Origin of the sequence: Bacillus sp. NTK034 (assembly GCF_017303275.1) — a bacterium.
Lineage (GTDB): Bacteria > Bacillota > Bacilli > Bacillales > Cytobacillaceae > Cytobacillus.
The window spans coordinates 364,525-386,918 of record NZ_JAFKOJ010000002.1; the positions used below are offsets into that span (position 1 = coordinate 364,525).

26 protein-coding genes and 1 riboswitch are annotated in these 22,394 nt (G+C 41.4%); of the genes, 6 read left to right on the plus strand and 20 right to left on the minus strand.

The features are described 5' to 3' along the window. The first annotated feature begins 42 nt into the window (after positions 1 to 42). Positions 43 to 729: an SIMPL domain-containing protein gene (locus tag JI665_RS08000; protein ID WP_206838505.1), complete on the plus strand. Its 687-nt coding sequence runs from the start codon at positions 43 to 45 to the stop codon at positions 727 to 729. 85 nt (positions 730 to 814) lie between these two features. Continuing rightward, a complete protein-coding gene (locus JI665_RS08005; protein ID WP_206838509.1) occupies positions 815 to 982 on the plus strand; it encodes a hypothetical protein in 168 nt (55 codons plus the stop codon). A 33-nt stretch (positions 983 to 1,015) separates the two neighbouring features. Here JI665_RS08005 and efp read toward each other — a convergent pair whose 3' ends face one another. From efp to JI665_RS08025, 4 genes are all read right to left on the minus strand, one after another. Beyond that, positions 1,016 to 1,573, minus strand: coding sequence for an elongation factor P (efp, locus tag JI665_RS08010; protein WP_009332911.1), 558 nt, complete (start codon positions 1,571 to 1,573; stop codon positions 1,016 to 1,018). A 25-nt stretch (positions 1,574 to 1,598) separates the two neighbouring features. Then, positions 1,599 to 2,660, minus strand: coding sequence for a M24 family metallopeptidase (locus tag JI665_RS08015; RefSeq protein ID WP_206838512.1), 1,062 nt, complete (start codon positions 2,658 to 2,660; stop codon positions 1,599 to 1,601). A gap of 1 nt (position 2,661) precedes the next feature. Then, positions 2,662 to 3,108 carry a type II 3-dehydroquinate dehydratase gene (gene aroQ, locus JI665_RS08020; protein ID WP_206838513.1) on the minus strand — a complete coding sequence of 149 codons (447 nt, stop codon included), beginning with the start codon at positions 3,106 to 3,108 and terminating at the stop codon, positions 2,662 to 2,664. Between the two features lie 197 nt (positions 3,109 to 3,305). Further along, positions 3,306 to 3,836, minus strand: coding sequence for a YqhR family membrane protein (locus JI665_RS08025; protein WP_206838515.1), 531 nt, complete (start codon positions 3,834 to 3,836; stop codon positions 3,306 to 3,308). A 440-nt stretch (positions 3,837 to 4,276) separates the two neighbouring features. Here JI665_RS08025 and JI665_RS08030 point away from each other — a divergent pair, with 440 nt between their 5' ends. Further along, positions 4,277 to 4,666 carry an SA1362 family protein gene (locus tag JI665_RS08030; protein ID WP_312886149.1) on the plus strand — a complete coding sequence of 130 codons (390 nt, stop codon included), beginning with the start codon at positions 4,277 to 4,279 and terminating at the stop codon, positions 4,664 to 4,666. Between the two features lie 81 nt (positions 4,667 to 4,747). On the opposite strand, the gene JI665_RS08035 is transcribed toward JI665_RS08030, so the two are convergent. The 4 genes from JI665_RS08035 to JI665_RS08050 all read right to left on the minus strand — a co-directional run bounded on the left by JI665_RS08035 (position 4,748) and on the right by JI665_RS08050 (position 10,654). Further along, on the minus strand, positions 4,748 to 5,632 hold the full coding sequence (locus JI665_RS08035) for a patatin-like phospholipase family protein (protein ID WP_206838519.1): 885 nt from the start codon (positions 5,630 to 5,632) through the stop codon (positions 4,748 to 4,750). Positions 5,633 to 5,737: 105 nt separating this feature from the next. Further along, positions 5,738 to 6,763 carry a spore photoproduct lyase gene (splB, locus tag JI665_RS08040; RefSeq protein WP_206838522.1) on the minus strand — a complete coding sequence of 342 codons (1,026 nt, stop codon included), beginning with the start codon at positions 6,761 to 6,763 and terminating at the stop codon, positions 5,738 to 5,740. Between the two features lie 145 nt (positions 6,764 to 6,908). Further along, a complete protein-coding gene (locus JI665_RS08045) occupies positions 6,909 to 9,470 on the minus strand; it encodes a vitamin B12-dependent ribonucleotide reductase (protein WP_206838525.1) in 2,562 nt (853 codons plus the stop codon). Positions 9,471 to 9,817: 347 nt separating this feature from the next. After that, positions 9,818 to 10,654: a lipoate--protein ligase family protein gene (locus tag JI665_RS08050; protein ID WP_206838528.1), complete on the minus strand. Its 837-nt coding sequence runs from the start codon at positions 10,652 to 10,654 to the stop codon at positions 9,818 to 9,820. A 182-nt stretch (positions 10,655 to 10,836) separates the two neighbouring features. On the opposite strand from JI665_RS08050, the gene JI665_RS08055 reads away from it, so the two are divergent. After that, complete coding sequence (locus JI665_RS08055) at positions 10,837 to 11,220, plus strand: rhodanese-like domain-containing protein (protein ID WP_009332920.1); 384 nt, start codon at positions 10,837 to 10,839, stop codon at positions 11,218 to 11,220. 254 nt (positions 11,221 to 11,474) lie between these two features. On the opposite strand, the gene gcvPB is transcribed toward JI665_RS08055, so the two are convergent. The 3 genes from gcvPB to gcvT are packed head-to-tail and all read right to left on the minus strand — an operon-like array spanning position 11,475 to position 15,394. Continuing rightward, positions 11,475 to 12,935 (minus strand): aminomethyl-transferring glycine dehydrogenase subunit GcvPB, encoded by a 1,461-nt coding sequence (gene gcvPB / locus JI665_RS08060; RefSeq protein ID WP_206838532.1) that lies wholly within the window; start codon positions 12,933 to 12,935, stop codon positions 11,475 to 11,477. Continuing rightward, entirely contained in the window at positions 12,928 to 14,274 is a 1,347-nt protein-coding gene (gene gcvPA / locus JI665_RS08065) for an aminomethyl-transferring glycine dehydrogenase subunit GcvPA (protein WP_206839293.1), read from the minus strand. The genes gcvPB and gcvPA overlap by 8 nt, the downstream gene beginning before the upstream one ends. A 16-nt stretch (positions 14,275 to 14,290) precedes the next feature. Next, on the minus strand, positions 14,291 to 15,394 hold the full coding sequence (gene gcvT / locus JI665_RS08070; RefSeq protein WP_206838536.1) for a glycine cleavage system aminomethyltransferase GcvT: 1,104 nt from the start codon (positions 15,392 to 15,394) through the stop codon (positions 14,291 to 14,293). A 159-nt stretch (positions 15,395 to 15,553) separates the two neighbouring features. Continuing rightward, positions 15,554 to 15,642: riboswitch (glycine riboswitch) on the minus strand. A gap of 180 nt (positions 15,643 to 15,822) precedes the next feature. Here gcvT and JI665_RS08075 point away from each other — a divergent pair. Continuing rightward, a complete protein-coding gene (locus JI665_RS08075; protein WP_206838538.1) occupies positions 15,823 to 17,511 on the plus strand; it encodes a DEAD/DEAH box helicase in 1,689 nt (562 codons plus the stop codon). Next, complete coding sequence (locus tag JI665_RS08080) at positions 17,489 to 18,283, plus strand: YqhG family protein (RefSeq protein WP_206838541.1); 795 nt, start codon at positions 17,489 to 17,491, stop codon at positions 18,281 to 18,283. The genes JI665_RS08075 and JI665_RS08080 overlap by 23 nt, the downstream gene beginning before the upstream one ends. A 46-nt stretch (positions 18,284 to 18,329) precedes the next feature. Here the strand turns inward: JI665_RS08080 and JI665_RS08085 are convergent, their stop codons facing one another. The 9 genes from JI665_RS08085 to JI665_RS08125 form a co-directional block, all read right to left on the minus strand. Further along, on the minus strand, positions 18,330 to 18,515 hold the full coding sequence (locus tag JI665_RS08085) for a YqzE family protein (RefSeq protein WP_206838543.1): 186 nt from the start codon (positions 18,513 to 18,515) through the stop codon (positions 18,330 to 18,332). Between the two features lie 76 nt (positions 18,516 to 18,591). Continuing rightward, the gene (locus tag JI665_RS08090) at positions 18,592 to 19,089 is read right to left on the minus strand and encodes a shikimate kinase (protein WP_206838544.1); all 498 of its coding nucleotides are present in this window, start codon (positions 19,087 to 19,089) and stop codon (positions 18,592 to 18,594) included. 12 nt (positions 19,090 to 19,101) lie between these two features. Then, positions 19,102 to 19,485, minus strand: a complete 384-nt coding sequence (gene comGG, locus JI665_RS08095; protein WP_206838546.1) for a competence type IV pilus minor pilin ComGG — start codon at positions 19,483 to 19,485, stop codon at positions 19,102 to 19,104. Then, a complete protein-coding gene (gene comGF / locus JI665_RS08100; protein WP_244671124.1) occupies positions 19,475 to 19,954 on the minus strand; it encodes a competence type IV pilus minor pilin ComGF in 480 nt (159 codons plus the stop codon). Before comGF ends, comGG begins: the two co-directional genes overlap by 11 nt. Then, complete coding sequence (locus JI665_RS08105) at positions 19,905 to 20,234, minus strand: phosphatase (protein ID WP_206838548.1); 330 nt, start codon at positions 20,232 to 20,234, stop codon at positions 19,905 to 19,907. The genes comGF and JI665_RS08105 overlap by 50 nt, the downstream gene beginning before the upstream one ends. Further along, on the minus strand, positions 20,218 to 20,658 hold the full coding sequence (comGD, locus tag JI665_RS08110; RefSeq protein ID WP_206838550.1) for a competence type IV pilus minor pilin ComGD: 441 nt from the start codon (positions 20,656 to 20,658) through the stop codon (positions 20,218 to 20,220). Before comGD ends, JI665_RS08105 begins: the two co-directional genes overlap by 17 nt. Next, complete coding sequence (gene comGC / locus JI665_RS08115) at positions 20,655 to 20,981, minus strand: competence type IV pilus major pilin ComGC (protein WP_206838552.1); 327 nt, start codon at positions 20,979 to 20,981, stop codon at positions 20,655 to 20,657. Before comGC ends, comGD begins: the two co-directional genes overlap by 4 nt. Next, the gene (comGB, locus tag JI665_RS08120) at positions 20,981 to 22,012 is read right to left on the minus strand and encodes a competence type IV pilus assembly protein ComGB (RefSeq protein ID WP_206838554.1); all 1,032 of its coding nucleotides are present in this window, start codon (positions 22,010 to 22,012) and stop codon (positions 20,981 to 20,983) included. The genes comGC and comGB overlap by 1 nt, the downstream gene beginning before the upstream one ends. Continuing rightward, the gene (locus JI665_RS08125; RefSeq protein ID WP_312886150.1) at positions 21,999 to 22,394 is read right to left on the minus strand and encodes an ATPase, T2SS/T4P/T4SS family; all 396 of its coding nucleotides are present in this window, start codon (positions 22,392 to 22,394) and stop codon (positions 21,999 to 22,001) included. The genes comGB and JI665_RS08125 overlap by 14 nt, the downstream gene beginning before the upstream one ends.

Genomic DNA, 22,394 nt, shown 5'->3' on the forward strand with positions numbered 1-22,394 from the left:
AATTCTAGAAAGATACCTCAATGAAAGCGGGGAATGAAATCCATGTATTATTATCAGCCCTTTGTCCGCAATTCTGTGCAAACAGGAAGCCATTCCAGATCAAAGCCAAATATTTTAAGGGTTTCAGGTGAGGGGAAGCTAGCTGTACAGCCTGACCAGGCTAACATAAAGCTGGGGGTTTTAACAGAAGACCAGGAGCTTCAGAAAGCACAGGAACAGAATGCAGGTGCCATTTCAAGTATCAAAAAGGCTCTTAATGATATTGGAATAACAGAAAAGCAGATTCAAACGTCCGATTTCACCATTTTTCCGCAGTACGATTTTGTGGATGGCAAGCAAATTTTCCGCGGGTACAGGGTTGAGCATATACTAGGCATTACTGTCGATGAGATAGAAAATACGGGACTTGTAGTGGATACAGCAGTGGATAACGGCGCAAACATTGTCAGAGGAATTCATTTTGAAGCTGAAAACCAGTCAGAATTGTACCAGCAGGCATTAATTCTGGCTGTTATGGATGCCTGCAAAAAGGCAGAAACAATCGCCTCTGCACTTAGAGTACATTTGATCAGCACCCCTGTATCCGTTGCGGAAAGAACTTTAGGCATAGAACAGCCTGTATCGTATCAATCCTCCACTTTTGTTAAAAGTGCCGTCAGCACGCCTATCCAGCCTGGTACCATAGACATAGAAAGCCAAATCACAGCAGAGTTCACCTATTATAGCTAAGAAATTTTCGTCTTATAATCATGAGGAAAAAGCTAATACTAATTATGTGTCACATAGTAACTTCCCGGAGAAATGAGGTTTGAGGATGAATGAGAACTTAGGAGAATTTTTAAAAAACCAGAAAAAAGGCGACAGGGCTTATCTCGGCGGAACACGCGATAATAGAAATGCCCCTGCATCTGACCCTGATTATAATAATCGCAATGATACTGACATATCCCCCGGTGCTGAAGGCAGGAAATATAAAGGATAAAAAAAATCCCGAGAAATCGGGATTTTTTTAAAATTATGCACGTGACACGTATGAACCATCAGTTGTATTGATAATCAGCTTATCTCCTTCATTAACAAAGAAAGGAACTTGTACAGTCAGTCCTGTTTCAAGTGTAGCAGGCTTCGTTCCGCCGGAAGCAGTATCCCCTTTAATACCTGGTTCTGTTTCAGTCACTGTAAGCTCAACAGAGTTAGGAAGCTCAATTCCGAGAGACTCTCCCTGGTAAAGCATAATAGCAACTTCCATGTTCTCTTTTAAAAACTTTAATTCATACTCAATTGCTGATGCAGGCAGCTCGATTTGCTCATAAGACTCATTGTCCATGAAAACATGCTGATCTCCATTAGCATAAAGGTATTGCATTTTACGGTTATCGATTTGTGCTTTCCCTACTTTTTCACCTGCGCGAAAGGTTTTTTCCTGAATAGCACCTGTGCGAAGGTTGCGCAATTTGGACCGTACAAATGCCGCTCCTTTTCCCGGTTTAACGTGCTGGAAATCCATTACACGCCAAATGCCGTTATCAACTTCAATCGTCAATCCCGTACGAAAATCGTTTACAGAAATCATGAGTTTGTCCTCCTAATGTGTACAATTAAAGAATAATCAATTCTTTAGTAGAGTGAGTAAGCGTTTCATTGTGATCCTTTGTAATGACTGTATCATCCTCAATGCGGACACCGCCGAGGCCCGGTATGTAAATGCCCGGCTCCACCGTTACAACCATTCCAGGTTCAAGTATAACATCAGACTTAAATGACAATGCAGGCCCTTCATGCACTTCAAGCCCGATGCCATGTCCGGTAGAATGACCAAAATATTCGCCATAGCCTTTACCAGAAATATAATCACGAGTTAAGGCATCTGCTTCTTTGCCGCTCATTCCCGGTTTGATGCCTTCCATCCCCCGCTCCTGAGCTTCCTGCACAATTGTATAGATTTCTTTCAGCTTATCTTCAGGTTCTCCAACAGCAACCGTACGAGTAATATCTGAAACATAGCCCTTATAATAAGCGCCGAAGTCCAGTGTGACAAAATCGCCTTTTTCAATAACTTTATCACTGGCGACTCCATGCGGAAGAGCAGAACGGTATCCGGATGCTACGATAATATCAAACGATGATGAAACTGCACCCGCTTTTCTCATAAAGAATTCTAATTCATTGGAAACTTCCAATTCAGTAATTCCTGGCCGAATGACATCAAGAATATGTTTAAAAGCAGCATCTGCAATGTCAGCTGCCACCTTTATTATCTTAATCTCTGAATCGGTCTTTATCAAGCGTAACTTTTCAATTGTGTCAGAAACTGGGACAAGCTCAGAGTTAACAGCTTTTTCATAGGCTTTATAGGATGAGAAAGCCAAATGATTCTCTTCAAAGCCAAGCTTTTTGATCCCAAGCTGTTCAGCCTGTTTGGCAACTTCTTCTGTAATTGCACCAGTATGCTTCACAATTTCATACCCTTCACACTGTTTAGCTGCCTGTTCTGTGTAGCGGAAATCGGTTATGAAGAGTGCTTTATCCGCACTGATTAATACCACGCCGGCTGAACCGGTAAAACCAGTCATATAACGGCGGTTGAAACTGCTGGTAATCAGCATTCCATCTATCCCAGACTCAGTAAAGCGTGTGCGTAATTTTTGTATTTTTTCCATATTATCCTCTCCCCTTTTGAAAATCCATTAATGCATGGAAAGCCAGTTCATACCCTTTAAAGCCCAGACCGACTATTTGGCCCATTGCAGCGGGTGCAATGACAGAAGTATGCCTGAATTCTTCCCTGGCATGAACATTTGAAATATGTACTTCGATCAAAGGAACCTGGATTCCTGCAACAGCATCCCTGATCGCGTAACTATAATGGGTAAATGCGCCAGGATTGAAAATAATACCCTGTGTGCCATCTTCATTGGCGAGGTGAAGCTTGTCAATGAGTTCCCCTTCATGATTTGACTGAAAACAGGTCACTTCTGTCTCATGTGAAGCACCCAATGCTTTCATATTCTGCTCCAGCTGATCAAGCGTTTCTTTTCCATAAACACCTGGTTCCCTTTTGCCGAGCAGGTTTAAATTTGGCCCATTTAACAGGAGTATTTTCCCCATGTTCAACCCCCTCTTACATAGTTGCTGACAGGCCTCTCTTTCTATTCTTGTCTACTCTCTGACAGCATCGAAAAAGAATGCCCATTAAGAACATTCTATCATAAAGCAAAATTTCATACAGTTCTGATGTATAGCGCTTTTCGCAAAATTCATCATTACTGCATAAAGATTTAACATTCGCCATTATGCTTTATCCATCAAGTTAAATCCGGATCTGTCCGGGCCTTTTTTTCATCTTCATTCTTGCCTCGGATTTCATGAGCTTCATATGATATGGAATACCCTACGAATACGCCAAATAATATATAAAAACAGATCGATGTGATAATTGTATTCCGCCCTAGATCCCAAAACGGGCTGATTCCAGGGAATATTGGGTTGAGTATAAAAAATACCAGTAAAAAAAGGGCAACTCCATAGCCAGCTCCCACGAAAATACTTTGAAATTTCCGCAGCGCTGCATAATAAATTAAGGCCGCCACAATTGAAATTGCGCCAATAAGGAAAATTGAGATCAGAGTTCCCAGCCAGCCCTCTTTCCAGGCCCCAATCGTCCAGGGTTCGAGAATGACATTAGGGCGAATTTCGGTAAAATTAAACACGTAAGCCAGATAGGCCAGGCCGCTCCAAAGAATGCCTCCAACCAGTCCGGTAATGACCACCATTGCCATAAAAGACATCGGCCTCTCCCTTTGATCCTGTTCCAAGCGCTCCTTTTCTTCTGCCACTTTGCGCCACCTCCTTTTCCTATTATGTCCACTCACATTTATTCCATTGCATCAGATTTAAAATAAATGCAGATTCGAATAACCCTCCGGCAAAGATCATTCATATTTTTTATATAATTTCCTGTTGTAGAGAGGTTTTATGAGATTTTAGGTCGAATAAAATAATTAATGATACAGTCCTTTGATTTTTGCTTATTTGAGGCAATGTGTGTTCCGGGACTGGTGTTCATAGCATAAATTTAAGTATAGGCAGCATGCGGGATACTCTTTGGTAAGTACGCAGCTATTCCTGATACTTTTTAAAAGTTAATATTCTGCTGTTTAAATTGTAAAGAAATAGGAAAAGAAAAATATGAAGACAACTTTCATTAATTATTTCGATAAACTTTAGCTTATATAGTTTAAAAGCTTATAAAATTGCTCATCATGCTTTTAGGGAGGTGGCTTTCTTGAAAAAACCATTTACATTTTATATTGTCTCCGGGCTCATTATGCTAGCTGTCATCGGAGTTGCCGTCAGCCTGATCTCTAATCCTGCCGGTTTTTTGCAGAGAATAGCTGTCATTGTCATCATTGGTGCTGTAGTATACTTTCTTTTTCAGCGCTTTAACAGATCTAATCCCTCAAAGCGGGAGCAGCGAGCTTTTATAAAGGCAGCCAAAAAATCCAAAAGGCGCTTTAACAATAATAAAGAAATGGGCTCAGCCAATGGAAGGAAGGCTTCTGTAGGTTCCCTTACTTCGATTAAAAAGTCTAAGAAAAAATCTTCTCCACACTTGACAGTCATAGAAGGCAAAAAAGGCAAAAAGAAAAATCGAGCCTCCCTTTAATTCGGGCTCGATTTTTTATTTTTGTAAGCTAAGTTCTGAATTCTGGGGGAGACTTCCGGATCAAGCTCCTTGTTTTTCCGCTTAATAGCTCCATGATGAAAAAAAGTCCTCCGCGCATTGCCTGCCGTGCTCCAGAAGGTCTCTTTTCTTCTGCTCGGTTATATTAAATTCCGCAGTCAGTACGCCATCCGTTGGAATGAAAATAATATTTTGTGCATGTTTTCTCGAAATGTACCTTGCATCATGCGCGTCCTTCATCGTTTCAAAAAGCGCCGCATACATTTGTATGGCGTTGTCGATTTTATTCGGCGGCCGTTCGCTCAGATTATGGCTTAACTTTATCCCGAGCACTGGCCTTGTCTTTTTCACATTTTCCTTATCAAATAGCCACATGGGAAAATTGCTTAGTACCCCTCCATCAACGATAACATTTGTGCTGCTGTAGCCATTCAGCTTGACCGGCTCAAAAAAATACGGGAGGCTGCAGCTCATCCTGATAGCTTTTGCTACAGGAAATGAAGCTGGATCAATGCCATAATGCACAAGATCATCAGGCAGTACAACCAGCCTTCCGTTTGTAAGGTCTGACGCTATGACCCTCAGCGATTGCGGCGGCAAATCTGAAAATGTTCTAATCCCCCTGTCAGCCAGCTTCTGAGCCATCCAGCTTTCCAGCTCCGACCCTTTATATAATCCCAGACGCCAATACAGATTAAGCCATTTTCCGACTGCAAAGGGTATGAATGTTTTTCTTTCATCAAGAAGCTTTTTGACTTCAAATTCATCGACGAGCTGATATATTTCCTCACTTGTATAATTGGCGGCAATTAAAGCAGCCACAATGGATCCTGCACTTGTTCCAGCAACCCGTTTGAATCGAAATCCCCTTTTATGGACTGCTTCATATGCGCCGATTAAGGCAAATCCTTTGATGCCTCCTCCAGAAAAAACACCATCTATATACATGAAAGCCACTCCTGTCGATGTACTTGCTCATAGAGGAACACTTACTTATACATCTTTAATCAGGAGTTTTTTAAAATAGTACGGCTGACAAGCAGAATTTCATAATTAGGTAAAATATTGCACTTCTGCTTCTGGAAAATAAGAGTGAATATAATCCCTAATTGTATTTTCCAGATCATTTGCTTCATCAGTCGGATACACATATTTACCTATTCCATATCTTCCCCACTTATATTTGCGTTTTTCTTCATCCATTTCCAGCTTTGTTTTCGGGTAGCGTTTTTCAATTACCTTTTTGGCCGGCTTTGTAAATCTGTGCTGGATTAACTCGAAAGTTAATCCTTCCAGATTAATGCCTTCGAGTGATTTGCTTAACCTTTGAAAAAGTTCATGGTACCCTTCGCGCCAATCATCATGCATGTAAATAGGCGCCACGATAAAGCCAAGCGGGTAGCCGGCATTGGCTACTTTACGGGCAGCTTCAAGCCGATCGTCGAATGAGGAGGTGCCAGGCTCAAAGTTTTTTATTACAAACCGCGAATTAACACTAAAACGAAATCGGGTTTTCCCATTATGTTTAGCATCAAGCAAATGATCGACATGATGATACTTGGTGACAAACCGGAGCTGGCCATACTCCGTCTGGCCAATAAATTCAATTGTTTTTTTCAGGGAATGGGTCAAATGATCAATCCCTACGATATCGGAAGTACATGCAGCTTCAAATCGCGTAAGCTCCGGCTTTCTCTCTTCCATATATTTAGAGGCCTGCTCAAAGATTTCTTCAAGGTTTACATAAGTGCGAATATATGGCTTGCTTCCAAGTGTAGTTTGCAGATAGCAATAATGACAGTGGCCCATGCAGCCTGTAGCAAGGGGAATGGCGTATTCTGCCGAAGGTTTGGATGTATCAAATTTCAGAGTCCGTCTGATGCCTACCACCAAAGTGGATTTCGCATTGCGGTATTTCTGCAATTCGTTATCACCCGGAATATTTCTCACCTGGTTGTGTGATGTTGTTTCCCTAATTTCCAAATTCATTTTTTCAAATTTTTCCTTCAGCTCTCTTCCCAGGGGATATTCAAGAGCTTGAGGTTCTATATAAACCAGCTGAGGGATAAATGGCTTCATTAGGCATACCTCACTTTATCAATTTGTCCAGCCAGCAAAAAAATCACCGCTGAACCCTATGAGTGTAGTATGATCCAAATGATCCAACAGCAAAAAAAGAAGATGGAAAAATTATTTCCATCTTCTTTGGTCTTTTAAATTATTTTTATAAACCGCATTTCAGCTGTGCATTACAGTTAGTGCAAGTATTGCAGCCGCCGATTTCTTTGACTTTTCCTTTACGGCATACAGGGCATGTATTGCCGACCTCCGAACCGATTGTTACGTCGGTTGAACGCAGGTCGCTGATTGTATCAACCAGCACTACATGCTGCTTTGATTTTTCTTTTTTGACTGTATCTGTACCGTCAAAGCTGTTCTCTTCAGCCTTCAGCGTCAATACTTGAGAATCGCGTGATCCGTCTACATAGACTGTGCCGCCCTTTGCGCCGCCGCGGTATAAGCGCTCATACACCTTCTCAACCTGTTCAACACTATAGCCCTTCGGTGCGTTTACTGTTTTACTGATCGAGCTGTCGATCCAGCGCTGAATCACACATTGAACATCTGCGTGTGCTTCCGGAGCAAGATCCATCGCCGCCACAAACCATTCAGGCAGATTATTAGGATCTGCATCCGGATTGCGGTCCAAATATTCCTGAACAATATCTGCCTTCACTTCAATGAACTTGCCTAAGCGTCCGCTTCTAAAGTAGGAGAAGGAAAAATACGGTTCAAGACCTGTAGATACTCCAACCATGGTACCTGTGGATCCGGTAGGAGCAACAGTCAGCAGATGTGAATTACGGATTCCGCTTTCTAAGATGGATCCACGGATATCCTCTGGCATTTTCTGCATAAAGCCTGTTTCTGTAAAAGCTTTGCGAAGACGATTCGTTTCCTCAGGATTGTCACCTGTTAAAAATGGGAAGCTTCCTTTTTCCTTCGCAAGCTCAACAGACGCTTTGTAAGCTGTTGCTGCGATGGTTTCGAAAACTTTATCAATCAGCACATTGCCTTCTTCAGAACCATATTCTGTTTCGCAATAGATCAGCAAATCATGAAGCCCCATAACGCCAAGACCAACACGCCGCTCGCCTAATGCCTGCTTTTTATTTTCTTCAAGGAAGTATGGTGTAGCATCTATTACGTTGTCCTGCATACGTACTCCTACTTCAACAGTACGCTTCAGCTTTTCAAAGTTAACGGTCTTATTTTCCTTATCTGCCATTTCTGCAAGGTTCACTGCTGCAAGGTTGCAGACAGAATATGGCGCGAGAGGCTGTTCGCCGCATGGGTTTGTTGCTACAACCCTTTGTCCGTAAGCCTGTGCATTGGTCATGTCGTTGGCATTATCAATAAAGAAAATACCTGGCTCTGCTGAGTATGTTGCACAGATATTAATCAGATTCCAAAGTTCTTTAGCTTTGATTTTGCGGTGAACACGGACTTTATAGCCAAGGTTTCCCCATTCTCTGACGTCACCGACTTTATGCCATTCTTCGTTGTAGGTTTTCATGGTGTCAGCATCATATGATTCAACATCTGGGAAGCGAAGCTCATATTCCGCATCATTTTCAACTGCATCCATAAATTCTTTTGTCAGGCAGACTGAAATATTTGCCCCAGTAAGGAATTCAGAATTATGAACACTGTAAGTACCGCCAGTTTCCAGTTTTTCTTCAGCATCCTTTATGATTTTATCACTGAATCCGCCGTAGCCGGGAATGCTCTTGTAATTAATAATACCCTGGTACATGGCCATTTCCTGTTCGGTAAATGGAGTGAATTTTAATTTTTCTTTAGCATATTTTTTTATTGTTTCATCATTAGTAGTTTCAAGAAGGAATCGTAAAATTCTTGGGTTCTGCATTTTCGAAATGATGAATTCGATAATGTCCGGATGCCAGTCCGCCAGCATAATCATCTGAGCGCCCCTGCGGGAACCTCCCTGCTCCACAAGGTGTGTAAGCTTCGCAATATCATCAAGCCAGGATACGGAACCAGATGACTTGCCGTTTACTCCTTTAGCCAAAGTGTTGCGCGGTCTTAGAGTTGAGCCATTTGTCCCAACTCCTCCTCCTCGGCTCATGATTTCCATTACCTGCTTGCGGTGTTCGGAAATTCCTTCACGGGAGTCCTGTACGAATGGCATTACGTAGCAGTTGAAATACGTAACATCTGTGTCGGCACCCGCTCCATACAATACGCGGCCAGCCGGAATGAAATTCAAGTTTTTCAATTCCTGATAGAATTTTTCAAACCATTCTTTTTTCTTTTCTTCGGTTTTCTCAACAGATGCCAGACCTGTTGCGTTACGCTTGGCGATTTGCTCATAGAAGATTTCAAGGGGCTTCTCGATTACATCAAGAGGCTTTGTAATAATGCCTGTTCTAGATTCTTCCGGATCATCCAGCACTCCTCTGTAATCTTCCTCTACTAAAACTTTGGCTGTCTTGTTTTCCCAATCGATATCCTGGATAAAGCCCAGGCCCCGTGCAGGAAATTTAGGATCCTCTTTGATGGTGAGAACAACGAAGTCACCATTTGTGAGTGTTACTTTTTCGGTGTCTTTGAAAGTGTAGCGGTCAAGCATAACTAAGCGGGAAACACCTTTGTGGGTCATTTTCATATCTGGGGTTACAGGATGAACCTGAGGAAAAAGACGGATGTCCTTGTTTAAACGATCAATGTTCAATTTCATTTTTTGTCCTAGAGCAACAGACATTGTTACAACTCCTTCTAAATTCAATTATCAATTAATGTGTAAACCATATGGGCAGATAGAGTATATCTATCTGTTTTAAAAGAGTACCCTAAAGTTACCATACCTCAAACCTCAAAATCAATATATAGTGTCCTAAATATTTTCGACACCACTACATATTGTGTCAGGTTCAGCTAAATGTGATTTTGTCAAACTTAAAATATACTAAAATTTAAAGAAAAACAGAGTTAATAGCCGATTTCCGACAATTAACGATAAATTTTAACATATTTTGAAGCTTGCACTTTTACAGGGCAGCAATTGGAAAATTATTCATTAAAAAAAGAGAAAAAGCGACTTTGCCGCTTTTATCTCTTATAGTTCCAGTCATCACTTTCATATCGCTCTTTTGCGATTTTTTGTACATATGCCATTTCTTCATCTGTAAGCTTATAAGGTTCAAGTTCAATATTCAAGCCTTCTTCAAATCCCTTTTTGAAAGCTGTTTTTGCTTGATCCAGGGTGATTTTTTCAGTTGTCAGCTCATTAATGGCAACAGCTTTATTTTTAAAAGCTCTTTGCATTCTTTCTTTGACTCTGTCATTCGGATACTTGAACAGGCTGAACAGCTTGTCTTCATCCAAATCAAGTAGGATGGAACCATGCTGAAGGATTACCCCTTTTTGCCTTGTTTGTGCACTTCCCGCCACTTTACGGCCTTCTACTACAAGTTCATACCAGCTGGGGGCATCAAAACAAACAGCAGATCTTGGATTTTTCAGAGAGTCCCTTTCTTCAGCTGTCTTTGGGACTGCGAAATAAGCTTCCATCCCAAGTCCGTGAAAACCTTTTAAGATCCCTTCAGAAATGACTCTGTACGCTTCTGTAACTGTATTCGGCATTTCGGGGTGGGCTTCAGGAACGATCACACTGTAAGTGAGTTCATGTTCATGAAGCACACCTCTTCCACCTGTAGGCCTGCGGACAAATCCCAATCCATGCTGCTTAACAGCTTCCATATCTATTTCTTTTTCAACCTTTTGGAAATAACCGATTGAAAGAGTGGCCGGATTCCATCCGTAAAAACGGATTACTGGTGGCATTTTGCCCTCACTGTTCCAGTCAAGCAATGCCTCATCCAAAGCCATATTAAAAGAAGGTGACCCCTCTCCTGAATCGATAAATCGCCAAACTTCTTTAGTCATATGTAGCCCTCATTTTCAGATTCTTTAACTAGTCACATGCGGTTAATAGTCTACCAAAGTTCCAGAGAAATTTAAAGCAAGTTGAATTTCCATAACAAATTTAACAGATTTCCTTTACTCCTATTAGGAAAGGCTTATATAATATTAGTTGGCTTACCTATGTGTGAAAGGAGAAAGACATATTGGAAACACTTTATTTCATTCTTATCATTTTGGGTGCAATCATTACCTATTCCGTGATAACCTGGTTTTATCAGCGCCGAATTGTTAAAACGCTTACGGAAGACCAGTTCAGAGAAGGCTACAGAAAAGCCCAATTAATCGATGTACGTGAACCAAATGAATTTGAAAACGGCCATATTTTAGGTGCCCGCAATATACCGCTTTCACAAATGAAAATGCGCATGAAAGAATTGCGTCCGGACAAGCCAGTCTACTTATATTGCCAAAGCGGCATGAGAAGTGCGAGAGCTGCCCAGTTTTTGCATCGTAAAGGCTACAAAGACCTTTCACACCTGCAGGGCGGATTTAAAAAATGGACAGGAAAAGTGAAAGCGAAAAAATAATAGCAATATTTGAAAAGACCCCGTTATCTTAACGGGGTCTCTTGATTGGGGACCCCTCAGCTAAGTTCAATCATAATCCACTCCTCACCACCGCTGTTGTTTTTTCTTTTAGCCCGATACTCTTTCCCTTGTTTTCGGATCTTTTCCCCGGAATCGGTGCATTATTCCCGAATTCCCCTATTCCTTCCCAGAGTTCACAATTAGTCTACAAGCCAAAAAAAAAAGAGTGCCCTCTAAAGGACACCCTTTTCCGTTTATTGCTTTTGATAGCGAAGAACCGGCTTTCTTGCAGCCATTGTTTCATCCAGACGGCCAATTACAGTTGTGTGAGGGGCTTCCTGAACAATCTCAGGGTTTTCCTCAGCTTCTTTAGCTATTTGAATCATGGCGTCGACAAAAGCGTCGAGCGTTTCTTTTGATTCTGTTTCTGTCGGCTCAATCATAATGCACTCTTCCACGTTAAGCGGGAAGTAGATGGTTGGCGGATGGTAGCCAAAGTCAAGAAGTCGCTTGGCAATATCCAAAGTACGTACGCCAAGCTTCTTCTGGCGCTTTCCGCTTAAAACAAATTCATGCTTGCAATGTCTGTCAAATGGCAGGTCAAAGAATGGCTCAAGCCTTCTCATCATATAGTTTGCATTTAGCACCGCATTTTCCGTAACAGCCTTCAGTCCATCCGGCCCCATTGTACGGATATAAGTATAAGCCCGGACATTGATTCCGAAGTTTCCGTAATATGGCTTTACACGTCCGATTGATTGCGGGCGGTCATAATCAAATTCATATTGGTCACCATTCTTAACCAATACAGGCTTCGGAAGGAAAGGAATCAGATCCGCTTTTACGCCGACTGGGCCTGATCCCGGTCCTCCGCCGCCATGCGGTCCTGTAAAGGTTTTATGAAGATTAAGGTGAACAACGTCAAATCCCATATCTCCAGGGCGTGCTTTTGAAAGTACTGCATTCAGGTTAGCTCCATCATAGTATAGCTTCCCGCCGGCGCCGTGAACAATCTCAGCCATTTCAAGAATGTTTTCTTCAAACAAGCCTAAAGTATTCGGGTTAGTCAGCATAAGGGCAGCAGTATCCTCGCCAACCACTCTTCTTAAGTCCTCTAAATCCACTAATCCATTTTCATCCGATTTAACAGTTACTGTTTCAAAGCCTGCGACTGTCGCGGATGCAGGATTTGTTCCGTGTGCAGAGTCAGGAACCACTACTTTAGTACGCTTTGTATCGCCATTCGCTTCATGATAAGCACGGATCATCATTAATCCAGTCCATTCTCCATGTGCTCCTGCAGCTGGCTGAAGCGTCACTTCATCCATTCCCGTAATTTCAATCAGATGCTCCTGCAGATCATACATCAGTTCCAGGGCACCTTGAACAGAGCTTTCATCCTGCAGCGGGTGCAAGTGGGCAAAACCATTAAAACGCGCTACATTCTCATTGATTTTAGGGTTGTATTTCATTGTGCAGGACCCCAGTGGATAAAACCCTGAATCAACGCCATGATTGCGTTTAGAAAGTGCAGTATAATGACGCATGATATCAAGTTCGGACACTTCCGGCAGCTCTGGCTCTTCCTCTCGCAGGTAGCCTTCAGGAAGAAGCTCGACCAGGTCAATTTCCGGAATATCCATTTCAGGCAAGCTGTAGCCGATACGGCCTTCTGTGCTTAATTCAAAGATGAGTGGCTGATCTTCCTTATGCATGGTAATCCCCCATTTCTTTAACGAATGCATCGATTTCTTCCTTCGTTCTCAATTCCGTTACAGCAACAAGCATATGATTTTTAAGGCCAGCATAATCTCTGCCCAAATCGTAGCCTCCAATAATATCCTTTTCAAGAAGCTTTTGATTTACTTCTTTAACAGGCTTATTCAGCTTGATGACAAATTCATTAAATGAAGGGCCTTCAAATGGAACTTCAAAGCCTGCAGCCTTGAATTGCTGTTTTGCATAATGGGCTTTTTGCATGTTGGCAGCGGCCATATCCCTTACGCCCTTCTTGCCAAGAGCAGTCATCGCTACAGATGCCGCTAGTGCGTTTAGAGCCTGATTGGAACAAATATTGGAAGTTGCCTTATCGCGGCGGATATGCTGTTCACGTGCCTGAAGAGTAAGCACGAAGCCTCGGCGTCCCTGATCGTCTACCGTTTGTCCGACAAGACGTCCCGGCACTTTTCTCATTAGCTTGGATGTTACGGCAAAATATCCGCAATGCGGGCCTCCGAAAGCTGTAGGAATTCCGAAAACCTGGGCATCTCCTGCTACAATGTCTGCCCCGAATTTACCCGGAGGTGTCAGTGTGCCAAGAGCAAGCGGGTTGCTTGAAACAACAAACATGGATTTATGGGCATGAATAATTTCCTCAAGCTCTTTTAAAGGCTCGACTCTGCCAAAAAAGTTAGGATATTGTACAATGACAGCTGCTATGTCATCGCCAATCATTCCATTTAAAGCTTCCAGATCTGTGATCCCGTCTTTATGAGGGATTTCAATCACTTCAATATACTGGCCCTTTGCGTATGTCTTAACTACTTCTTTAGATTCAGGATGAACTGCGCTTGAGATAAGTATCTTTTTGCGGCGTGTGCTGCCTGCGCTTAGCATGGCTGCTTCGGCAAGCGCTGTTCCGCCATCATACATGGATGAGTTGGCAACATCCATTCCTGTTAACTCACAGATCATTGTCTGGAATTCAAAGATTGCCTGGAGCTCACCCTGGGAAATCTCTGGCTGATAAGGAGTATAGGCAGTATAAAACTCTGAACGGGATAAAACATGATCAACAATGATTGGCATGTAATGATCATAAACACCCGCACCAAGGAAAGATGTATTTGTGCGAAGATCAGCATTTTTCTGAGCCATTTTAGTAAGCTCTTTCAGTAAGGCTGTCTCTGATTTAGCCGGCTTGATTTTATATTCGCCCTTAAATCTTACACTTTCGGGAATATCACTGAATAGTTCTTCCACAGAACTGACGCCGATTTTTTCAAGCATTGCTTTCTGGTCAGACTCTGTCATCGGTAAATAGCGATGTTTCATCATTTTCTCCCCCCGGTTAGTTCTTTTCTCTTTTATAAAAAGGTGTTGCTGCAATCTTAGCCTTCAGTCGTTTGCCGCGAATTTCCACTTCTAATTCAGTTTCCGGCTCCGCATGCTCTTTCTTGATAAGAACAAGGCCAATGTTCTTTTTTAATGTCGGAGATTGGGTGCCTGTTGTCACTTCCCCGATCAGTTCTTCCCCTTTATATACTGGATAGCCATGGCGCGGAATGCCGCGGTCAATCATTTCAATTCCAGCCAGCTTGCGCGGAACCCCATTTTCTTTTTGATTCTTAAGCACTTCTTTGCCGATAAATTCAGCTTCTTTATTGACTTTTACAGCAAAGCCGATTCCTGCCTCAAGCGGTGTGATATCAGGTGAGAGTTCCTGGCCATAGAGTGCCAGATTAGCTTCAAAGCGAAGGGTATCCCTTGCACCAAGGCCGCATGGGAGCACGCCTTCTTCTTTGCCTGCTTCAAGGATTTCATTCCATAATGCGGCTGCATCTTTGGCATCACAGTAAACTTCAAATCCGTCTTCTCCTGTATATCCTGTTCTGGAGACCAGCGCTTTCTTGCCATTCAGATCGACATCCTGCTGGAATTTGAAAAATCCGATATCTGCCAGGTTCGTGCCAGCAAGCTTTTGGAGCACTTTTTCTGCAAGCGGCCCCTGAATCGCCAGCTGTGCCATATCTTCAGAAAGGTTTTTCAATTCCACATTCCCTTCAGCATGGTCCTGAAGCCAGTTGAAGTCCTTTTCAATATTGGAGGCATTTACAACCAGCAAATAGTGGTCATCCTCTATTTTATAGACAAGTAAATCATCAACAGTTCCGCCATTCTCATAACACATGGCTGTATATTGAGCACCTGAGTTCTTTAATTTGGAAATATCGTTCGTCATCATTTTTTGAAGGTATTTAAGGCTGTCCGTCCCCTTCACTTCGATTTCACCCATATGGGATACATCAAAAAGGCCGGCTTTTGTACGGACTGCTTCATGTTCTTCTTTAATGCTTGAAAATTGAACAGGAAGGTCCCAGCCTCCGAAGTCGATGGTTTTTGCTCCGTAATCTTTGTACACCTCGAATAAAGGCGTGCGTTTTAACTGTGACATTTACTCGTCCCCCTTATATCTTTTGAAGTTAGTTGTAGGAACATAAAAAAGGACAGAGTATCCCCTCAATTATGAGAAGATCTCTGTCCTTGCACCTGAAAGTTTACCGAAACCGGCTTTCCCCTTGGGTGGCTTATTAAAAAGCACTCTCCAGAGCTGCGTCAAACAAGAGTTCTTTTGCCTGAGAGATTCACAGATTATGCTTGCTCCTTCGGCGCTACAAATGTAGTCTCTCCCCTTGTTGTCATTCGCATTTATAAAATTTTCCAAGTTGGTCATACTTATACCAAACAGAAAAAATAAAGAATCCATTATTTCGGTTAACTAAATGTAATGTGTTAACTTTCTAAACTTTCAAAGCTATTAACATCGTACCACCTTAACAAGGTTTGGGCAATATCTTTATATAGATAAAAGGAGCTGTTTTTATGACAGTGCAAATTGGCTTTGATTCTGCCTGGCAGGATGAATTCTTAAAAAGAATTGATGACGACGGCCCATGGGGAAACTGGGAGCTATATAAACTGGCTGTAGAGGTTGAAAACCACACGACTATTCCTGATTTTGAAGGCCTTCAGGCTCCAAAGCATCTGCCGAACCTTACTCCACTCCCCCATCAGCTGGAGGTAGCCAAGCAGGTTGTAGAAAGCATGAACGGCAAAGCGATCCTTGCTGATGAGGTCGGTCTCGGCAAAACGATTGAAGCTGGTCTGATATTAAAGGAATATATGATCAGGGGACTCGTAAAAAAAGTCCTTATACTCGTTCCTGCTTCCCTCGTTTCACAGTGGGCCATGGAGCTCAACAGCAAATTTTTCATTCCGGCTGTGGCACAGCGAAAAAGCTATGTATGGGAACAATGCGATGTAGTGGTATCATCCATTGATACAGCCAAACGCAATCCCCATCGGGACATCATTTACAGCCTGGATTATGATCTGATCATTATAGACGAAGCTCACAAGCTTAAAAATAATAAAACCAAAAACTATGAGTTTGTACAAAACCTTAAAAAGAAGTTTTGCCTTCTTTTAACTGCTACACCCATTCAGAATCGCATCAGTGAGATATTTAACCTTGTGTCTTTGCTCAAACCTGGCCATCTGGGCAATGAATCAGCCTTTTATGAGAATTACAAAAAAGACTCGCGTTCTTTAAATGATGATGCACATCTAAAAGAACTCGTAAACAAAGTCATGATCCGCAACCGCAGGGCAGATACAGGAATTGAATGGACCAAAAGACATGTGGAAACAATACCGATTGAATTTTCAGAGGCTGAGCGCGAGCTTTATAGCGCTGTAACAGAGATGCGGGGGGAAGGTGACTGGATCAGTTCGAGCCAATTTTCAGTGATGACCCTGCAAAGAGAGGCGTGCAGCAGCAGGGAAGCTGTCTATTTTACTCTTCAGAATATGCTAAAAAGACAGGATCAGCCCTCAATAGCTTTTCAGGAACAAATACAGTACCTTGTTAAAAAAGTTGAAGCTGTCCAGCAAAATTCCAAAGCTCAAAAAGCGCTGGAATTAATACAGACTATAAATGACAAGGTCATAATCTTTACTGAATACAGAGCAACACAAATGTATCTTCAGTGGTTTTTAAAACAATATGGTATTACATCTGTGCCCTTCAGGGGTGGATTTAAAAGGGGCAAAAAGGACTGGATGAGGGAGCTTTTCCAAAAGAATGCTCAAGTCCTGATTGCAACAGAAGCAGGAGGAGAAGGGATAAACCTGCAGTTCTGCAATCATATCATTAATTTCGATCTACCATGGAATCCAATGCGTCTTGAACAAAGGATAGGACGTATCCATCGTCTTGGCCAGGAAAAGGATGTCATGATTTATAATTTTGCCACGAAAGATACAGTCGAAGAACATGTAATGAAGCTTTTATACGAGAAAATACATCTTTTTGAAAAAGTCATAGGTGATCTGGATGATATTTTAACAAAACTAGAATTTGGAAGTATTGACGATCACCTTGTTGATATTTTCGGAAGATCAGCTTCAGAAGGTGAAATGCGAATCAAAATGGAGAATCTGACGAGCATGATTCAATTTGCTGAGGATATGAAAGAAGGTGGACTGAATGCAGCAACAGGAAATTCATAAATTCCTTGAAAGGTATTTTCACGCAAATGGATGCGAAATAATTGCTAAAGGTCCGGGGTATATAACCGTACAACTGACGATTGATTTGGATAAGGAATTAATGAATCGCCCCTTTTATTGGCATTATCTCGAAAAAACAGGCGGAGTTCCTAACCCCATGCAGCTTACACTTATTACCAACCAGCAGCTCGCCCCTGCGCATATTAAAGGGGAAGTCGTTCATTTTGGCTCTCCCAGACTTCACCAGATCTTTGATTCAGCCCGTAACCTGGCAGGCTATATACGATTATATGAAAACCACCGGCAGGCACCAGGAATGCAGGTTCCATTAAGGCCATGGCTGGGAATGAACGTCCGCGTATCTTATCAATGCGACCGAAAAAGAGATGTCTTTAAATCCATCGGCCTCCAATTAATAAATGGGCAAATGGTCGAAAGCTTTCATGACAGGTTGCTTGGCATGAGCCTTACACCAAAGATTCCCGACTACTCTTTCACTCTGTCTCCGCTCATTATGCCGGGGAGCGGTGTATTCAGGGTAGCTAATTTCATAAAGTCCGAAATTGAGCAAGAAGAACATGTATGGGCTGATGAAGCCCGTAAGCGCTGGCAAAAAGATCTCAACCTTCTTGAACATTTTTATGAAGATGCAGAAGAAAAGGGAGAAAGCTATGAAAACGAGAAAGCAGCCCTTCAAGAGCAATATGAGCCAAAGATTAATATCTCTATAATAAATGGAGGCCTCTTTTATCTGACAGACAGCGCAGTATGATATCACACAAAAAACCGGCAGACATTGCCGGTTTTTTGCATGAAGTCTATTTATGCTTTTTTCTTCTCATGCCCAAATAGAAAAGATATGATAACATGCCAAACCACCTGAATAAAAACGGCTCCTTCATGTCCTTTTTCTGTGTTCTATGCCGTTTTCTTTCATCTTTGGGCTGATCTATATATTTTACTACTGTCTGTGTTAGATACTTTACATAATCGTTGGATTTCATTTATCATACCTGCCTTTTTCTTCACATTGCAATTACAGCTTGCTATTTATCATTTACAAGTATGTCCAACGATTTTTCAACCTAAACCATCTATTATTTCTTGAATTATTTCTGCTTTATCTTTATTAGTGGTATCAATGACCACATGGGCGGTTTCTTTATAAAGCGGCATCCTTTTTTCATAAAGTTCCTGTATCAGCTTTTTTTTATCGCCTTTCAGCAGCGGTCTGGAATGATCATTTTCAATCCGTTTAAATATTTCATCCGGCGATGCATAAAGGAAGAAAACGATTCCTTTTTCATTCAGCATTTTTCTGTTTTCAGGCTTCACCACAATTCCCCCGCCAGTAGTAACAATTCCCGCTCTATTATCAAATTCATTTAATATAAGCGTTTCAAGATTTCTGAAGTATCCTTCTCCATGCTCTTCAAAAATATCATTAATATTTTTCTTCTCCCGCTTAACTATTTCTTCATCTGTATCGATTACTTCCTGATTTAAGCAGGATGCAAGCTCTTTTCCAATTGTTGTTTTGCCGGCACCCATGAATCCGATTAAGTAAATTGGCTTCATCTTTATCCCCACTCAGTTTTTTTCAATCCATTTTATCATTTTTTGCAGATCTTTGTCATAATAAGCATATCCGGAAATTTCCTTATCAGAGCCAATTTTGGTTTTGAGGGTAATTTGAATTATGCTTGTTGCCACTGGTGAGATTTCATATGAAACAGATCCATTTCTAAACGAAAAAATTCCTGACTTATCCTGGTCTATATTTTCGCTAAGCATTTTTTCAGTTTTTTTTAAGGAACACAATAAGTAATACTCCTGCATCATGACGGTTTCAGCCTTATTCACTATCCTTTTCTCAGAAATAAACTGATCTAATTGAATCGTAAGTAGAAAGAGTGCAGCCAGAATGATTGTTAAAGTAAGAGGGTAAGAAAATCCCTCCTGATTATGGTACATCAATATCCTCCATATTCCTCAGGTAATAAAGACAGGCCGAATGCTCCTGATCAAAACTATCCGATACATTTATTACAATTCCGCCATTAATGGAACTGAATGTTATTCTATCAAGTTTCTGCAGGACAATTTCATGGCCTTTCATATCCACTCGTCTCCTCAAATTGGAACCATATTTTTCATAAATCACGCTTTTCCCGTCTATCGTTAATACAATGGAAACAGGTGAAATATCTGCAGAATCAGCAAGTCTGATCTCTTTTTTGAGCTGATTGATAAATACATGCCATTCAAGTCTTTGTGTCCTTGCTTCCATTTTCCAGTCCTGAAAGAGGAAATTAAAGCTGACCGGCAAAAAGGTAACGATCATTAAGAATATTGAAAATGCAAACAGCATTTCAAGCATGGTAAATCCATTATTATTGAAGTACTTCACACTTTTCTTTCGGTCTATCACGTATATTTTCATATTTTATACAAACCTCCCTCAATCCTGGGTTTTCTTTAGGGAATATTTCATAGACGGTTTGATTTTTTTTTATAATCTTCCCCTCAGGAAAACTCCCTTCCCAGGCTGCCTGCTGAAGACTCTCATAAAGCAGCTGTGTGCTGTCGTAATCCTGTTTTACCTCTTCAGAATGTTCAATAGCTTTAATGACAAGAGGAAACATTATGCCCGCTGCAAGCAGCATTCCTGATAAAGACAGCAAGAGCTCTGCCAAAAAGAAGCCTTCATTCCTTCTCCACATAAAATCTCCCTCTTCCGATTAAAAAGGTAATTTTGTATTGTTCATTGTCTGCTTTGACATAGAAGGTACCGAATTTATTTGTAATACCGCCTGGTCCATATAGAAAAAACAATGGCATGGTACCCTCCTTAATCTCAATGATTCCCGGATATTCTCTGCTGATGATAGGATCAGCAACAAGCTTTACCTGAGCAAAATACCGGTTCTCCTCGGGAACAATTTGAATAGCTACATCTGTCTGATGTGTTATGGCATAGTTTTGGGCATAAAGCAGGTCAGACTTAAATTGGGAAAAGAACAACATCTTTTCAAGATAGAGGAATTGCGGTTTTAGAAGGACAGCTGTAATCGTGGCAATAATAAGGAAAATACTGAAAATGAATAGAGTCTCTATAAATGTAAAGCCTTCTTTGTTTTTTATCATGATCCTGCAGATTCAACCTTCCCCTCTGCAGAAATCTTAATGGCATCTCCATTTGGACAAGAAGTGGTTTCAGCATTGAGGTATTCAGCATCCACTAAATCCTGTATATCCGAAGGAAGCTCTTTATGGTCAATTTCATATGCCTGAACCTGGGCCTGCACCATTTTAACAAACGCATCGCATCCCTTGCTGTTTATTTTAGAATTGTGTTTCGTTACATTCGGAATGGTGATGATCAAAAGCACCGAAATCACCAATAAAACAATCATCATTTCAATGAGCGTGAACCCTTTGTCATTGTTCTTTACTATGCGCCATTTCATTAAAATCCCTCCAATAGATGAAACATAGGCAGCAGAACCGCCAAATACATTGAGACAATTAAAAACCCAATAAATATATATAAAATAGGCTGAATCATTTTTAGGAGTTTTTCTGTCTTTTCCTCCAATTTTTTTAGGCAGTGACTGCTGAAAAAAGATAATTCCTGGTCCAGCCTGCCATTTTTTTGACCATGTATTATAATATTGGCCAATTCCCTTTCAAAAAAAGGATATCTCATTAGTATATCCTCAAGCCTATTCCCCTCACGGAGTTTGATTTTCACGGCTTCACCGAGGGCACTGTAAAAAGGCTGCTTATCATTTTTCTCAAAAAGACTAAACGCCTCATGTATGGATAGGCCGCCATTTAAAAGGTGACTGAGCTGTACAGCAAAGAAATGAGTGTAGTAAAGGCGAAGAAAATGGCCTCCTGCAGGAATTTTTACCATGACTTTCTTTTGCTGGATAGGGGAAAGTTTTCTGAATCTAAAAAAATAGTATATAAGCAAAGTGACTAAAACGACGAGTACAATCAGAATGAACAATGGGAGAAGGTCCCCAATCAAATATACGGCTTTTGTGAAGAAATTTGGCTGAAGGTGCATGGAAACGAATAAGGAAGAGAAACGGGGCAGCAGGACTTTATCAACGAAAACAAATAGGAATGCGGTAATGAACATCAGGAAAATAGGATAGGCCATCAGTTTTTGCAATTTTTCAATGTCCTTTCCTTTTCTCAGCACCATTTCGCTTCCTTCAAGAAATGCGGAAGCAAGGCCGCCATGCTGTTCAGCAAAATAAACATAGCCAATCAGATTTTTATTAAAGTTCATGTCTGCAAGGATTTGATAAAAAGGAAAGCCTTCTTTCAACTGAGAGAGGCACTGGCTGATTTCATGTTTTCTTTTTGGCGGCAGCTGATGCATCAGTGATTCCAGTGCCTCAGATAAAGGGTACCCTCTGGACAGCAGTTCACCTGTATTTTTCAGAAACAAACCCTGTTCTTGAATGGTCCATTTATGTTTCTGCATTGTCGTGCACCCACCTGCTGTACTCAGTTTCCTTTATGTATCCAAGAACAATCCCTTTAGTTATTACCTCTTTAAGAGTGCGATACTTAACAAGGCTGATTTCTCCTCTTGCCTTCTTTATGGAGGCATTAAGCGCTTTTCCTGCAAGAAGTTCAAAAACACTTGCCCTTTTCCATCTGCCGTATCCATAGCAGAATGGAGAACATTCCCCTTCACAATATGGGCAATTCAATTCGACAAGACGCTGAGCCGTGACAGCCACTAGGGTCTGCTCAATTTCCATCATATTCACCCCAAACTCAGCTAAACGATATACAGCCCCCTGAGCATCCCGAGTATGCATCGTGCTTAACACAAGGTGTCTTGTATAGTTAATAGGCAC